We start from the raw sequence: 13,929 nt of genomic DNA, 5'->3' as shown, positions 1-13,929 counted from the left end.
CATGCCACGTGAGACCGGGCGGAAGGTCATCGCCCAGAACAAACGTGCTCGGCACGACTACCACGTCGAGGACACCTTCGAGGCTGGTCTCGTGCTGCAGGGCACCGAGGTGAAGTCGCTCCGCGAGGGCCGCGCCTCGCTCGTCGACGGCTACGCCAGCATCGACGGCAACGAAGCGTGGCTCCTCAACGTGCACATTCCCGAATACACGCAGGGCACGTGGACCAACCACGCGGCCCGGCGCAAGCGTAAGCTGCTGCTCCACCGCAAGGAGATCGACAAGCTCGCCGCCAAGACCAAGGAGGGCGGGCTCACGATCGTGCCGCTGGCGCTGTACTTCAAGGACGGCAAGGCCAAGGTCGAGATCGGGCTCGCCCGCGGCAAGAAGGACTGGGACAAGCGGCAGTCGCTGTCGGAGCAGCAGGCCAAGCGCGAGATGGCCCGCGCGATGCGGCACCGCAACCGATGAGAGAGCGGCACCTCAAGCGATGAGACGCGCCCGCCGCACCCTCGCCGCGACCGTCACGCTGGCGGTCGCGAGCACCATGCTGACCGGCTGTTTCGAGGAGCCGTCGCCGCACAACGCCGTGCGCGACTTCCTCGTGGGCTGGCAGTCGGAGGACTACGACCTGGCCGCGGGGCGCACCGACGGCGACGTGGCCACGGTGCGCAAAGCCCTGGCCGGCGCCAAGCTGCAGCTCGACGCGGCCTCCTTCCGCTTCAAGATCAAGAGCCTCAGCGTGGAGGGCGACGAGTCCAAGGCCGACTTCCACGCCGAGGTCGATCTGGGGGAGAACAACCCGCTCTGGGAATACGACGGGATGTTGCCGCTGCACCTGGTCGACGGCACCTGGAAGGTGCGCTGGTCGCCCTCGGTGCTGCATCCGCAGCTCAAGGAGGGGCAGCGGTTCGCGGTCGACACCGAGCCCAAGCCACGCCAGCCGGTGGTCGACCGGGAGAGCGACCCGCTGCAGAGCGACACCGTCCTCTTCGTCGCCGGCGTGCACCCGTCCAAGCTGGGCGACCAGGCAGAGGCGGTCGTCGCGAAGTTGTCCGAGGTCACCGGTTACGCGCAGGACCGGCTGCTGAGCCGCATCAGGTCCTCGCCGCCCGACAAGTTCGTGCCGCTGGTCACGTTCGGGCGCTCGCGCTACCAGTCGATGGAGCCCAAGCTCGCGGCCATCACCGGCATCGAGATCGACGAGCAGGAGCAGCCCGTCGACCCTGACGCGCCCCGGCAGATCGTCGGCACCGTCAGCGCGCTCACCCCGGAGTCGGAGCAGAAGCTCGGCGGCCCGCAGCGGGCCGGCGACTCGGTCGGCAAGAGCGGCCTGCAGCAGGCCTACCAGGACTACCTCACCGGCTCCACGGAGACCAAGGTGATCACCCTGGACCTCAAGACCAGCAAGCAGGTCACCCTGCTGAAGGAGTGGCCGGGCCGGCAGAACGTCTCGGTCCGGACCACCATCGACCGCAAAATCCAGCAGGCGGCCGAGCAGGCGGTGGCCGACACGGACACGAGCGCGATGGTGGCCGTGCAGGCCGGCACCGGCGAGATCCGCGCGGTCGCCACCAAGGGCGCCATGCACCAGGAGAAGGACGCGCTGGCGGGCAAATATCCGGCGGGCACGGCGTTCTCCATCGTGGCCGCGGACGCGCTGCTCAAGAACAACGTCAGCACCAAGCAGCGGCTGGCCTGCCCGCAGGAGCGGACGGTCGGCGGCGCCAAGTTCGTGCACGCCGGTCAGGCCACGGGGATGACGACGTCGGCCACGTTCCAGGACAACTTCGCCAAGGGCTGCGTGACGGCGCTGGCCTCGCTGGCCCGCCGGCTCACCGCGGGCGACCTGGCCGAGAGTGCCAAGGCGTTCGGCGTGGGGCAGCCCTGGCGGCTGCCGCTCAAGTCGTTCAGCGGCACGCTCCCGTCGCTGTCCAGCGACGCCGACAGGGCCAAGGCCATCGCCGGCCAGAACGTCGAGGTGAGCCCGCTGGGCATGGCACTGGTGGCCGGCGCGCTCTCCTCGGGCACCTGGCGTCCGCCCGTGCTGGTGACCGACCCCAAGTCGCCCGACCCGGCGGCCGAGGTCGTCTCCGCCACCCAGCCGGCGCCGGTGCCGGTCGATCCCCAGGTCCGCACGGCGCTGACGGCCATGATGCGGGCCGGCGCGACCGGCACGCCCGCCCAGGCGGGCAAGGGCAGGGTCTACGGCGTGACAGCGACGGCGGGCAACCAGCTGACGTGGTTCGTGGGCTGGCAGGGCGACGTGGCCGTCGCGGTGCTGGCGAAGAGCTACAACGCCGGGGCGGTGGCGGGCAGCTTCTTCTCGGCCCTGCGCAGCCCCGCATGACGGACCCGGCACAACTCATCGCGAAAAAGTCGTCACCCTGAGCAACCATCGCGGCCGCCGGTGGCGTCTTACTGAGTGACTGGGTTCGCTCGGGGGGTTGCGGATCCAGTCGCCGTGATGAGATCAGGACTTCATCTCGGGGGAAGTCCTGCCGTCCGGACCGGCTCGACCCTGCCGGTCGGCCCCCGGGAGCGCGTGCTGCTGTGCCGCGCTTCCGGGGGTTTCGCCATGGGGAATTAAGTTGGCGCTCAGGGCGTTCTCCCATGTACGCTCATGTTGCTCATCCTCCTCGGAGGATGTGTTGACAAGTGCACAGGGGGTGACTGGTTTCGACTTTGACCTTGCAAGTCAGGTGAAGCGGGCCGAGGACTGCGGACATAACCTCGTTAACACTGTGACCGCAAACAACAAGTGCCAATTCCAAGAGCACTGTGGCGGCCAGGGACTCCCTGGCCCTCGCTGCCTAAGCAGCGAAACCACTGTCAGCCCGGGAGTGCCTTCGGCCCGGGGTCTGGCATCGCTAGAAGGCTCAACCTTTCGACCCGGCCGCGGGGAAGATCGGGAAACTAAACAGTGGCTGAGCCCGTCGGCGACTCGCCTGCGTGACCGCCGGGGCTGAGAAAAACACAGCAGGCTGCGCCCGGAGAAGCCCTGACCTGGGGTTGAAGGACGCGGGTTCGATTCCCGCCACCTCCACCAGTGCAAACCGCCTCTTACTTGCGAAACATCGCAGGTAGGGGGCGGTTTCGTGTCTGTGGGGCACACCCCTGCCGGAGAGGCCGCGTCGACGCGCCTGCGATGATCTCTCGGCCGCCGGCGGTCGCCGTCGCATTCGCGAGGCTCACAGGTTGCGCACGGACAAGTGATCTTCGTAGGGTGGGGGCTTTCCGCAAGATCGGAGTCTCGATGCTCGAGCCTGAGCCCACGCCTGCCGACCAGTGGTCCCGATGGGACACGAAGCCAACGGTCCCGACATACTGGCCTGGCTTCGGTAACGAGCATCGGAGCGAAGGGTTCGAGATCGACCGCAAGGGCGTGCGCGTCGTAGCCGCCCGGCTGCTCAAGGCTGCTGTCGGCACCGGCGATTACGACGACAGCTCAGCCGGTGGCCTCGTGCCCTATGGCATCCAGTGGGCGCTGCCTCGTGAGCTCGACGAGCTCTTCGCCCTGGCCGATGTGCGGGTCCGCGACTTTTGGAGAGACCTGCACGCTGAGGTCGGTATGGCCGGGCTCCTGATCAACCGATCGGCCACCAATTACCAGCTTGGCGACGATCCCCGGCTCGGCGACCTCCCCCTCCACGATCTTGATACGTTGCACAGGGACATCATGCCGGGTGAAGCTCCGGGTAGCGTCTTCATGACGTCGACTCCGAGCGAGCTCTACCCCAACGGCAGCGAGACGTTACAGCTTCCCGCGTCGATCGACTACGGTGTCGGGCAGATGACCGCGGAGATGGCGATGCAGGACATCGCCAAATTTTTCCATGGCTTCAGCGGGACTCTGGACACATACAAGCCGATGGCCGACTCCCTGGTCGAACTGGCGAACACGGTGCAACTCCGGGCGCAGGACCTGCGCGACGCTCCATGGCGAGGCGAGGCCGCCGACATCGCACAGAGCGCGCTGCGGCAGATCTACGCGAACGCGACCGCTCTGGCCGCCATCGTCGGCGGTCTGATCGGCGCGAGAGCCAGGTTCAAGGAGATCACCGACTGGTGTTACCAGAACTTTGAGCAGATGGCGGACCCGGACCGGAGCGACATGGATGACCTCTTGGATGCCGGGGACACCGCGGACAGCCGGACCCGGAGTTTCCTCGAGCAGGCGAACAAGGAGTTCTTCGGCGTCCGCGACATGATGCCCAAGCAGATCAAGGAGGACCTCCCGGGCCTGATGGTGACCGACTCACATGTCAATGACCTACGCGCGTACGCCGAGGAGACGGCGAGCAGGTCCACGGACTCGGAACGGCTCAAGCAGGAAGACGCTGACTGGCAGAAGCAATACCTGCCGATCCTGCAAGGCTCAGAGCGGGCTGAGGAGAAGTACGGCTGACGGCCCGCGGATCACGCCATGCCGCCCAGGGGTCTTGGAGGTGTCTCCGGCTGGTTCCTGGCGTCAACGCGGCGGGGCGTCGTAGACCAGGGTGTATCGCCAGAACAGGCGACGCCGGATCCGGGCGCCGGGCAGCTCTTGGGCGGCCGCGTCACGGATGTCGGCCAGGGTTTCCTGCGGCTCGGCGGTGGGCGCCGTCATCTGCGAGGGCGGCGCATCGGTGCGGCCCGGGTGCTTGATCAGTCCCATGATCGGGTTGGCGACCAGCGCCGTCAGGGAGGTGAGCAGGTCGGCGGGCCCGGCCTCCCGATAGCAGCCGACGACCACGAGGCGCCCGCCCGGGGCAAGACAGCCGCGCAGTTCACTCAGGGTGGGCGCCAGCGGGAGATGGTGCAGGACGGCGACGAGGGTGACGGCGTCCCAGCGCCGCTGCGGGTCGCGCCCGGCGAAGTCGGTTCGGACGATGGCGACCGAGGAGTCGTCGGTGAAGCGCTGCGCCGCCGCGTGGGCGGTCGCGGGGTCGGGTTCGAGCCCGGTGACGGTGGCGGCGCGGTGACGGAGCAGCGCGGCGAGGTTGCCCGTGCCGCACCCGACGTCGAGGACGTGGCGGGCGCCGGACGCGGCCACCTGGTCGGCGATCCAGCGGCCGTAGTGGTCGTTGTGGCTCCACGGGTGCCGCCGGTTGAAACGGTCGAGGTGAGACAACAGCGCCATGACGATCACCTTAATGATCACTGCTCCCGCCCGCAGCTACGAACCCGAACGCCTGCGCCTGTTCACGTGGCCGCACGGCTCGTGCGCGGCGGACGCCGACTGCGCCTGCGCATCGCCGCCCGATGGCCCCATGAAATCCTCACCGCCCTCGTCCGCAAGCCCTGCCCGCACCAACCTGGCCCTTGAAGAAGGATTCAAGTTCGTTCTACGAACCATATTGATTCGCAGCACGAACTGCAACTCTTTCCCGGTCAGCGATGATCTGGTTCCATGAACACGCTGGGCACCTTGTTGTCCGCCACGACGCGGCCGAGCATGGCCGCGAGCGCGGCGCGCTCCTCGGGCGCGAACTCCGCGGTCAGGTCCTCGATGCGCCGGCAGGTCTCGGTGTAGAACTCGTCGACCAGCCTGGAGCCCCGCCCGGTGAGGGCGACCCGCACCGCGCGGGAGTCGTCCGGGTCGGGTTTGCGCTGGACCAAGCCATTGCGCTCGCTCCGGTCCACCAGGCCGGTCAGGCTCGACTTGGCCAGGCCGAGCATCGCACCCAGCTCACTCATCCCGTACGGCTGCGCCATCAAGACGCACAACAGCTGGCCCTGCTGCTGGGTGAGCCCGTACGCACGGGCGGATTCCGCATACACGGCGTTCACCAGGAACGTGGACCGGACCAGTGCGGCCACCACCCCGATCGGGCCGTCGGCATGTTCACTCACTGGCCAAGAGTAACAAATTCGTAGAACGAACTATCCATGGTGGTGATCAAGTGTTGTCGATCCGCAGAGCGGTGGTGAGGGCTCTGAACTCGGTGATGCGGAGGACTCGCGCGGCCAAGGCGTAGAGGGCGGCTCCGATCACGGCCGCGGCGCAGACGGTGATGAGCGAGCCGGTCCAGTCCGTCCCGGCCGTGGCGCCGAGGGCGCGGTTGACGGTGAACGCGGCGAGGCCCGCGACGATCGTCGCGGCGAGTATCCGGGTGTGGGTGTTGAGCAGGCGGTGTCCGTCGACTCTGCCGATCCGGCGGCGCAGCAGCTGGGCGGTGAGGAGGAGCCCGGCGGTGTAGACGATGGCGGAGCAGGCCGCGAGGGCGATGACCAGGTTCGGGCCGGGCTTGAGGCGTGCGGCGGCCAGGCAGGTGGCGATGGTGACGGCGGAGACGCCGACGCTCAGGAGTGCCGGGGTGCGGGTGTCGCCGAGGGCGTAGAAGACTCGCGACATGATCTGGTAGCCGGCGAAGGGGACGAGCGCGAGGCCGTAGGCGGCGAGCACCGAGCCGGTGAGATGGGCGGCGGCGGGTGAGGCGTTGCCGTGGGCGAACAGCACGGTGGTCAGCTGCGGGCCGAGCACGATGAGCGCTGCGGCTGTCGGGACCAGGAGCACGCTGGTGAGCCGCAGGCTCTGGGACAGATCGGCGGTGACCTGGGCGAGGTCACGGTCGGCCGCCGCCCGGCTCATCCTGGGCAGGACCGCGGTGATGACGGTGACGGCGATGACCGCGTAGGGCAGTTGGAACAGCGTGTAGGCGTTGGAGTAAACGCTGACGGCGCCTGGGCCGGCCTGCGAGGCGATCCGGGTGATCACCACGAATACGGCCTGGGCGGCGGCCACGGATGTGATGGTCCATCCGGCCAGGGCGACGATGCGCCGGACGCCGATGCCTCGCGAGTCGGCGCGCAACCGTAGCCGGAATCCGGTCCGCCGGCTGACCACCGCGAGCACGATCATCTGGGCGGCGACCCCGGCGCTGGTGCCGATCGACAACAACAGCAGCTGAACGTGAGTCAGCGACTCCAGCTTCCCGGTGCCGCCGATCAGCAGGAAGATCGAGGCGGTGGCGATGACGACCAGGTTGTTGGCCACCGGCGCCCACATGGGCGCGATGAAGCGGCCGCGTGCGTTGAGGATCGCGGCCAAGGTCGCGCTCACGCCGTAGAACAGGATCTGGGGCATGAAGTACCGGGTGAGGACGACTGCCAGCTGCCGCTGATCGGGGCTGAACCCGGGAACGTAGAGGTCCACGATGAACGGCGCGGCGATGATCGTCACGATCACCACGGCTCCAAGGCCGTAAACCACCAGCGACAGCAGCCGCTGGGCGAACATTTCATCGTCGACGTCACGGTCGGCAGCCGTACGGACCAGCAGCGGAACGAGCACGCTCGCGAGCGCGCCGCCGAAGACGAGCTCATAGATGGTGTTGGGAGTGACGTTCGCCGCGGTGTAGGCGTCCAGCAATCGGCTGCCCAGCCCGAGGGCGGCGACCAAGGCCAGCGTGCGGACGAAGCCGGTGGTGCGGGAGACGATGGTGGCGAACGCCATCGCCCGGCCCGTCCACATGAGCCGTGGCCGGTCACTCATCGGTGATCTCTCCTTCGTCCGGGAAGCCGGGTGTTCTCTGGAGCACCAGGTTGCCGTCGCGTCGGAGTTGCGCACAAGGTTGCGCATGCGCGAGTGATCTTCGTAGGGTGAGGCATTTCCGCAAAGATCGGAGTCTTCATGCTCGAGCCGGAGCCCACGCCTGCCGACCAGTGGTCCCGATGGGACGCCAAGCCAACGATCCCGAGTTACTGGCCTGGACTTGGCTACGAGCATCAGAGCGAAGGGTTCGAGATCGACCGCAACGGCGTGCGGATCGTATCCGGCCAGCTTGTCAAGATGGCTCGCCCCGTCCTCGATTACGGCAGCCCTTGGCCCGGTTCCAAGTCGCCGCTGGGCATTCAGTGGGCGCTGCCTCGTGAGCTCGACGTCCTCCTGAGCCGCGCCTCTACACAGGCCACCAACTTCTGGGTCGACCTGCACGCTGAGGTCGGCATGGCCGGGCTCCTGATCAGCCGGGTGGCCACCAACTACCAGCTTGGCGACGATCCCCGGCTCGGTGACCTCCCCATCGACCAGCTTGATCAGCGGCTCGTCGATATGATGCCGGGCGATGCTCCCTCCCACGTCTTCACGGCTACGAGCGATCTCTACCCCAACGGCACCGACACCTTTCAGCTTCCCGCGGGGATCGACTACGGTGTCGGCCACATGAGCGCGGAGATGGCGATGCAGGACATCGCACAATTTCCCTACTTCGGTGGTTATCCGGAAGATCAGGGGTGGCTGAAACAGATGGCCGACTCCGTGGTCGAGGTTACGCACACGCTGTTGCTCCGGGCGCAGGACCTGCGCGACGCTCCATGGCGAGGTGCGGCCGCCGACGTCGCGCAGAGCGCACTGCGGCAGATCTACGCGAACGCGACCGCCCTGGCCGCCACGGTCGGCAGCCTGGACGCCGCGACATTCAGGTTCCAGCAGATCGCCGATTGGTGTTACAAGAACTTCGACAAGGCGGCTGACCCGAACCGGAGCGACTGGGATGACTACTGGGATGGCGGGGACACCGCGGACGGCCGGGCCCAGAAGTTCCTTGAGCAGGCGAACCAGAAGTTCTTCGAGGTCCGCGACATGATGCCCAAGCAGATCAAGGAGGACCTCCCGGGCCTGATGGTGACCGATGAACTTGTCAATGAGCTACGCGAGTCGGCCCAGAACGTGGCAACCAGGCCCAAGGACTCGGAGTTCCTCAAGGAGAATGACGCGGCCTGGCAGAAGCATTGGCTGCCGATCCTGCAAGGCGCTGAGCTGGCTGAGGAGAAGTACGGCTGACGGTTGGCGGTTCGTTAACTGAGTCATACACGGACTGTTGCCTGACATCAACTCCTTGTAATAAATCCACCCCCATGCCAATGTCGTTTTGACTCACTGTAGTTATGCAGTCACTCTGCATGACGAAAGGAAGGGTTCCGGCATGGCTCATTGGGAAACAGTCGCGGGCGGTCTCACGGCGATCTCGGCAGGGTCCAGGAGCAACGTCTGGGGGGTCAACGCCACCGGAGGGATCTACCGCTACACGAACGACGATGCCAATCCCTGGGTGCAGCTCCCCGGCGGCCTGAAGGAGATCGGCGCCGCCGCCGACGGGACGGTGTGGGGGGTCAACTCCGCGGGCAACATCTTCCGCTACACCGGCGACCAGGGCTCCAGCCACTGGAAGCAGATCTCCGGCGGTCTGGCCCGGATCTCGGTCGGTTCCAGGAGCAACGTGTGGGGGGTCAACTTCACCGGCGGCATCTACCGGTACACCAACGACGACGCCAACCCGTGGGTGCAGATCCCCGGAGTCCTCACGGACGTCGGCGCCGCCGCCGACGGGACGGTGTGGGGGGTCAACTCCGCGGGCAACATCTTCCGCTACACCGGCGACCAGAGCTCCGACCACTGGAAGCAGATCCCCGGTGGCCTGGTCCGGATCTCGGCGGGGTCCAGGAGCAACGTGTGGGGGGTCAACGCCACGGGGGGCATCTACCGGTACACCAACGACGACGCCAACCCGTGGGTGCAGATCCCCGGAGTCCTGACGGACGTCGGCGCCGCCGCCGACGGGACGGTGTGGGGGGTCAACTCCGCCGGCAACATCTTCCGCTACACCGGCGACCAGCCGGGCTGAACCGCCGGCGGCCCAGCCGTGATGGCGTAGCGCCCTTCTGCTGATCGGACGGCAGTGCCGGGGCGCCCCGGTCATGCCGACAGCGGCCCCGTGATCACGATGGTGGTCACGGGGCCTTCGTCGTGCCCCGCCCTGGGGCCGGCACGCCGTGGCCCCGGTGGTGGCCGGCCGGCACCCTCCGGCTCGCGGGTTTCGCCGTTCTAAGAGCTGATTTCGGACTGTCACCCCATCATTGCTTTACGTATGCTTAGGTAGTGCTTTGACAATTTTTGTGCCGGAGTGGGGTTAAGGGTGTCAAGGTACGACTGGCGTCATTCGGCGTTCGCGCCGGTGGTGGGTCTGGGGGTCTCCGCGCTGCTCATGGCGGCCGGAGTGGTGGCGAGTTTGCTGGAGACCGTGGGCGCGGCGACGGCGCCGATGGCCGCGGAGCTGGTGGTCACGCTGATCATCGCGGTGTTCCTGACGACCGTGCTCAGGATCGTCAGGGCGGTGCCGGACCTGCGGCGGGAGAGCGCCGCGACGGCGCGGGCCGTGGCCGGCATCCAGACGGTGCAGCCGGGCGAGGACACCCTGGTGGCGCGGCGGCTCAAGCTGTTCAAGGCGTCGGCCGAGGCCGGGAACGACTGCGAGGCGGTGCTGAGCGCGCGGTCGGCGCTGGACGAGAGCGAGATGGCCAACAAGCACCATCTCGACCACGCGCTCATCTGGGCGCTGCCGGTCTTCGGGTTCATCGGGACCGCGCTGACGATGGCGGCGATGGTGGGGGCGTTCTCGGACGCCCTGGACAGCCAGGGCGATCCCGGCGCGCTGATCATCGCGCTCAAGCAGCACGTGCTGCCCGAGCTGGCCTCCGCGTTCGGCGTCACCCTCGTGGCGTTGTTCCTGAGCGTGCTCGCCTTCGGGACGATGGCCGTGGTCGAGCGGGCGGAGCGGGCCGGTGTGGTGGCGGCGGACGAGGTGTTCCTCGTCCACATCGCGCGCCTGCCGGCCAAGCAGGCGGCTCCCGCCATGCAGGGGCTGACGCAGGAGCTGGCGCAGTCGAGGGGCAGGACCGAGGAGCTGGTCAAGGGGCTGGACGCGCTGCGGACGGCGGTCGAGCGGCTGAGCGCGGCCGAGAGCCGGCCGCACACGTACACCCTGGTGAGGGAGGCGTGAGGCGGCGTCCCGTCCGGGCGTTCGCGCCGCCGCTCGACCTGCGATTCATCGACCTGTTCATGGCCATCGTGCTCGCGCTGTCGTTCGTGGCGATCATGCTGACCGTCGTGGCGCGCATGTTGCCGACGGAGGCCGCCGCGCCGCCCCCGCGCCAGGGCAAGAGCGTGGCCCAGCTCAAGCGGCAGCTCGACGCCGCCATGGTGGCCAAGGAGAAGGCCGAGACCGAGCTGGCCACCACGCGGGCGCAGATCGCCGAGCAGACCGCCTTCGCGTTGCCGTGGTGGCTGATCGGGTTCTGCGCGCTGCTGGGCGTGCTGGCCGTGTTCATGAGCTGGCGGATCCGGTTGTGGAGCAAGGGGAGTCTGCCGCGGTTGTGGAGCTGGCTGGTGGTGACCGCGGTGGTGGCGGTGGTCACGGTGGTGATCAGGTCGCTGAGTGACAGCGACGGCTACCTGCTGCTCGCCGAGATCCCCTGGTGGGCGGCCGACGCCCTGTGCCTGGGGCTGTTGCTGGTGGCCTGGGTGCTGATCTCCGACATCCGGACCGGCCGGGCGGCGCTCGGTGCGATCAAGCGGGGTTCGCCCGGTTGATCCGGTACGCCGCTCAGTGGTGGCAGCCGGCGTACTCGTCGAGGCGGCGCAACATCGCCAGCAGCATGAGCGGGAACATCGCGACGTGCGCCACCGTCATCAGCGCGCCGCCGTCGATGGCCCCGAGCCAGAGCAGGGGGAAGAGCGGCACGATCGGAACGAACATCGCGGCGCACATCTCCAGCGTCGGGGCCCAGCCATGGCCGCGGATACGCATCCACGCGGCCATGCCGACCGACATGTTGAACGCCATCACCAGGTAGGCCAGCTCCGGCTGCTGCTCGTGGGAGAGGCCGAGCCCGACGGCGGACTGCAGCATGCCGAGCGCGAACATCCCGACGAACATCGAGACGATCATTTCGAGGTAGTGCAGGGCGAACTTGCCCCAGCGGCGGCCGGGCTTCGTGCTCGTCGTCATGCCCCGACTGTGGCCGAGCCGGGCCGCCGGGGCCAAGAAAAGCGGCCGGGAAGGTCCGAAAACTAGGGAACTCTGTCCGTCGGTCCTACAGTCGTTGCCATGGACGTGCGACGGGTGGCCGTGGTGGGATACGAGGCGGCCGGGCTGCTGGACATCGCCTGCGTCACCGCGACGCTGGAGTCGGCCAACTGGTACGGCGCGGCACCGCACTACGAGACGCACCTGGCCACGCCCGGCGGCCACCCCATCACCTGCGGCACCGGGCTGACCATCCAGGCGCAGCAGGCGCTGGAGCGGATCACCGGGCCGCTCGACACGCTCCTGGTCTCCGGCGGCATCGGCTACGAGAACGCCGCCGCCAATCCGCTCATCGTCGGCCACGTCCGCCGGCTGGCCCGCGACAGCCGGCGCGTGGCGTCCGTGTGCACCGGCGCGTACATCCTGGCCGCCGCCGGCTTACTCGACGGCCGGAGCGCCACCACGCACTGGGAGCAGGCACCTGAGCTGGCGGCCCGGCACCCCGAGGTGACCGTGGACGCGGGCCCGATCTTCATCCGCGACGGGAACGTCGCCACCTCCGCCGGCGTCACCGCCGCCCTCGACCTCACGCTCGCCTTCGTCGAGGAGGACAACGGCACCGAGCTGGCCAGGACGGTGGCCCGCCACCTCGTCACCTACCTGCAGCGGCCCGGCAACCAGGCGCAGATGAGCATGTTCGTCAGCGCGCCCGCGCCGGCCAACAGCCTGGTCAAGCGGATCATCGAGCACATCGGCGCCCACCTGGGCGACGACCTCGGCACGGCTACGCTGGCGGACGCGGCGGGGGTGAGCGTGCGGCACCTCACCCGGCTGTTCCTCAAGCACCTGGGGCAGACGCCCGGGCGCTTCGTGCGGCAGGCCCGCACCGAGGCCGCCGCCCAGCTGCTGGCCGCCACGTCGTTGCCGATGGCCGCGATCGCGGTGCGGTGCGGGTTCGGAACGGCGGAGACGTTGCGGCAGGCCTTCATCGACCGGTACGGAATCCCGCCCTCGCACTACCGGCTGACACAGGCCAAGGTGGCCGGGTGACCCGGTTCAGCATCTCTGTTCCCGGCCGTGGTGGGCGGGGAAATGTCCGGACCTGGCTAGTGTGTCTGCGATGAACGAGGTCATAGGTGGGTACGCGCTCCGGCGCCTGCTCGGCCGGGGCGGCATGGGCGAGGTGTATCTCGCGGCCACGCCCACCGGCGGCCTGGCCGCGGTCAAAATCGTCCATCCGGAGCTGGCCCGGGATCCGGCGTTCCGGCGGCGGTTCGAGCGGGAGGTGGCGGCGGCTCGCCGGGTGGCCAGGTTCTGCACCGCGCCGGTGCTGGACGCCGGGATCGACGGGGACGTCGCCTACCTCGTCACCGAGTACGTCAAGGGGCCCGATCTGGCGCAGGCCGTCCGCGAGCAGGGGCCCCTGTCGGGCGGGAATCTGGAGGCGCTCGCGGTGGGCATCGCGACCGCGCTGAGCGCCATCCACGGGGCCGGGGTGATCCACCGTGACCTCAAGCCCTCCAACGTGCTGCTCTCGCCGCTCGGACCACGAGTGATCGACTTCGGCATCGCGCACCTCGTGGAGCACGACAGCCTGACCAGCCAGGCGATCCTGGGGACGCCGGCCTTCATGGCGCCCGAGCAGGTGCGCGGGGAGCCGGTCACGGCCGCGGCCGACATCTTCGCCTGGGGCGGGGTGATCGCGTTCGCGGGGACGGGGCGGCTGCCGTTCGGAGGTGGGGCGCCTGGGGAGGTGCTCTACCGGATCACTCAGGAGGGGCCCTGGCTGGACGGGCTGGACGAGGGGATCCGGGAGGTGGTCGAGCGGGCGCTCGCCAAGGACGCCCGGGTCCGGCCTACCGCGCAGCAGTTGCTGGCGGAGCTGGTGGGCGGCACCCGCCTGACCACGGCCACCGAAGTGGTCGAACGCACCTGGACGGGCACCGTGGCCCCGGAGGTCCGGACCTCCGGGGCGCTGCCGCAGCCGACGACGGGCGGGAGGGTTGCGCCGCCGTCGCCGCCGTCGCCGCCGTCATCGCTGTCGTCGCAGCCGCAGCCGCAGCCGCAGCCGCAGCCGCAGCCGCAGCCGCAGCCGCAGCCGCAGCCGCAGCCGCAGCCGCAGCCGCAGCCGCAGCCGCAGCC

At 68.8% G+C, this 13,929-nt stretch carries 14 protein-coding genes and 1 other RNA gene; 11 read left to right on the top strand and 4 right to left on the bottom strand.

The genetic code is table 11. The annotated features are described in order from the left end of the window. Position 1: 1 nt before the first annotated feature. From smpB to ACWD0F_RS01590, 4 genes are all read left to right on the top strand, one after another. Complete coding sequence (smpB, locus tag ACWD0F_RS01605) at positions 2–469, top strand: SsrA-binding protein SmpB (RefSeq protein ID WP_449871703.1); 468 nt, start codon at positions 2–4, stop codon at positions 467–469. A gap of 19 nt (positions 470–488) precedes the next feature. Further along, positions 489–2,348: a penicillin-binding transpeptidase domain-containing protein gene (locus ACWD0F_RS01600; protein ID WP_449871701.1), complete on the top strand. Its 1,860-nt coding sequence runs from the start codon at positions 489–491 to the stop codon at positions 2,346–2,348. 315 nt (positions 2,349–2,663) lie between these two features. After that, positions 2,664–3,047: a transfer-messenger RNA gene (gene ssrA / locus ACWD0F_RS01595) on the top strand. A gap of 207 nt (positions 3,048–3,254) precedes the next feature. Beyond that, entirely contained in the window at positions 3,255–4,406 is a 1,152-nt protein-coding gene (locus tag ACWD0F_RS01590; RefSeq protein WP_449871699.1) for a hypothetical protein, read from the top strand. 63 nt (positions 4,407–4,469) lie between these two features. Here the strand turns inward: ACWD0F_RS01590 and ACWD0F_RS01585 are convergent, their stop codons facing one another. Continuing rightward, a complete protein-coding gene (locus tag ACWD0F_RS01585; protein ID WP_449871697.1) occupies positions 4,470–5,120 on the bottom strand; it encodes a class I SAM-dependent methyltransferase in 651 nt (216 codons plus the stop codon). Between ACWD0F_RS01585 and ACWD0F_RS01580 the strand changes: the two genes are divergently transcribed. Next, the gene (locus ACWD0F_RS01580) at positions 5,119–5,394 is read left to right on the top strand and encodes a hypothetical protein (RefSeq protein ID WP_449871695.1); all 276 of its coding nucleotides are present in this window, start codon (positions 5,119–5,121) and stop codon (positions 5,392–5,394) included. The two genes, ACWD0F_RS01585 and ACWD0F_RS01580, sit on opposite strands and share 2 nt — an antisense overlap. On the opposite strand, the gene ACWD0F_RS01575 is transcribed toward ACWD0F_RS01580, so the two are convergent. Together ACWD0F_RS01575 and murJ are read right to left on the bottom strand one after the other, a co-directional pair. Continuing rightward, positions 5,372–5,833 carry a MarR family winged helix-turn-helix transcriptional regulator gene (locus tag ACWD0F_RS01575; protein WP_449871694.1) on the bottom strand — a complete coding sequence of 154 codons (462 nt, stop codon included), beginning with the start codon at positions 5,831–5,833 and terminating at the stop codon, positions 5,372–5,374. The genes ACWD0F_RS01580 and ACWD0F_RS01575 overlap by 23 nt on opposite strands. 46 nt (positions 5,834–5,879) lie before the next feature. Further along, the gene (gene murJ / locus ACWD0F_RS01570; protein ID WP_449871693.1) at positions 5,880–7,475 is read right to left on the bottom strand and encodes a murein biosynthesis integral membrane protein MurJ; all 1,596 of its coding nucleotides are present in this window, start codon (positions 7,473–7,475) and stop codon (positions 5,880–5,882) included. Between the two features lie 138 nt (positions 7,476–7,613). On the opposite strand from murJ, the gene ACWD0F_RS01565 reads away from it, so the two are divergent. From ACWD0F_RS01565 to ACWD0F_RS01550, 4 genes are all read left to right on the top strand, one after another. Then, positions 7,614–8,765, top strand: a complete 1,152-nt coding sequence (locus tag ACWD0F_RS01565; RefSeq protein ID WP_449871691.1) for a hypothetical protein — start codon at positions 7,614–7,616, stop codon at positions 8,763–8,765. Positions 8,766–8,907: 142 nt separating this feature from the next. Further along, positions 8,908–9,606, top strand: a complete 699-nt coding sequence (locus ACWD0F_RS01560; RefSeq protein WP_449871689.1) for a tectonin domain-containing protein — start codon at positions 8,908–8,910, stop codon at positions 9,604–9,606. Between the two features lie 291 nt (positions 9,607–9,897). Further along, the gene (locus ACWD0F_RS01555; protein WP_449871687.1) at positions 9,898–10,761 is read left to right on the top strand and encodes a hypothetical protein; all 864 of its coding nucleotides are present in this window, start codon (positions 9,898–9,900) and stop codon (positions 10,759–10,761) included. Continuing rightward, the gene (locus ACWD0F_RS01550; protein WP_449871685.1) at positions 10,758–11,351 is read left to right on the top strand and encodes a hypothetical protein; all 594 of its coding nucleotides are present in this window, start codon (positions 10,758–10,760) and stop codon (positions 11,349–11,351) included. Before ACWD0F_RS01555 ends, ACWD0F_RS01550 begins: the two co-directional genes overlap by 4 nt. Positions 11,352–11,364: 13 nt before the next feature. Here the strand turns inward: ACWD0F_RS01550 and ACWD0F_RS01545 are convergent, their stop codons facing one another. Next, complete coding sequence (locus ACWD0F_RS01545) at positions 11,365–11,769, bottom strand: hypothetical protein (RefSeq protein WP_449871683.1); 405 nt, start codon at positions 11,767–11,769, stop codon at positions 11,365–11,367. A gap of 99 nt (positions 11,770–11,868) precedes the next feature. On the opposite strand from ACWD0F_RS01545, the gene ACWD0F_RS01540 reads away from it, so the two are divergent. Together ACWD0F_RS01540 and ACWD0F_RS01535 are read left to right on the top strand one after the other, a co-directional pair. Continuing rightward, positions 11,869–12,837: a GlxA family transcriptional regulator gene (locus ACWD0F_RS01540; protein WP_449871681.1), complete on the top strand. Its 969-nt coding sequence runs from the start codon at positions 11,869–11,871 to the stop codon at positions 12,835–12,837. A 70-nt stretch (positions 12,838–12,907) separates the two neighbouring features. Beyond that, the coding region (locus tag ACWD0F_RS01535) for a serine/threonine-protein kinase (RefSeq protein ID WP_449871679.1) at positions 12,908–13,929 on the top strand (1,022 nt) is incomplete at its 3' end.

It is taken from the genome of Nonomuraea sp. NPDC002799, from assembly GCF_053592075.1.
Note: the sequence above shows the minus strand (reverse complement) of the source record. Positions and strands in the feature narration are given on the sequence as shown.

Bases quoted from the DNA above. Each gene is read 5' to 3' on its own strand.
- ACWD0F_RS01585 (WP_449871697.1), bottom strand. From the start codon at position 5,120: ATGGCGCTGTTGTCTCACCTCGACCGTTTCAACCGGCGGCACCCGTGG.
- ACWD0F_RS01590 (WP_449871699.1), top strand. From the start codon at position 3,255: ATGCTCGAGCCTGAGCCCACGCCTGCCGACCAGTGGTCCCGATGGGAC.
- ACWD0F_RS01545 (WP_449871683.1), bottom strand. From the start codon at position 11,769: ATGACGACGAGCACGAAGCCCGGCCGCCGCTGGGGCAAGTTCGCCCTG.
- ACWD0F_RS01600 (WP_449871701.1), top strand. From the start codon at position 489: ATGAGACGCGCCCGCCGCACCCTCGCCGCGACCGTCACGCTGGCGGTC.
- smpB (WP_449871703.1), top strand. From the start codon at position 2: ATGCCACGTGAGACCGGGCGGAAGGTCATCGCCCAGAACAAACGTGCT.
- ACWD0F_RS01580 (WP_449871695.1), top strand. From the start codon at position 5,119: ATGACGATCACCTTAATGATCACTGCTCCCGCCCGCAGCTACGAACCC.
- ACWD0F_RS01565 (WP_449871691.1), top strand. From the start codon at position 7,614: ATGCTCGAGCCGGAGCCCACGCCTGCCGACCAGTGGTCCCGATGGGAC.
- murJ (WP_449871693.1), bottom strand. From the start codon at position 7,475: ATGAGTGACCGGCCACGGCTCATGTGGACGGGCCGGGCGATGGCGTTC.
- ACWD0F_RS01540 (WP_449871681.1), top strand. From the start codon at position 11,869: ATGGACGTGCGACGGGTGGCCGTGGTGGGATACGAGGCGGCCGGGCTG.
- ACWD0F_RS01560 (WP_449871689.1), top strand. From the start codon at position 8,908: ATGGCTCATTGGGAAACAGTCGCGGGCGGTCTCACGGCGATCTCGGCA.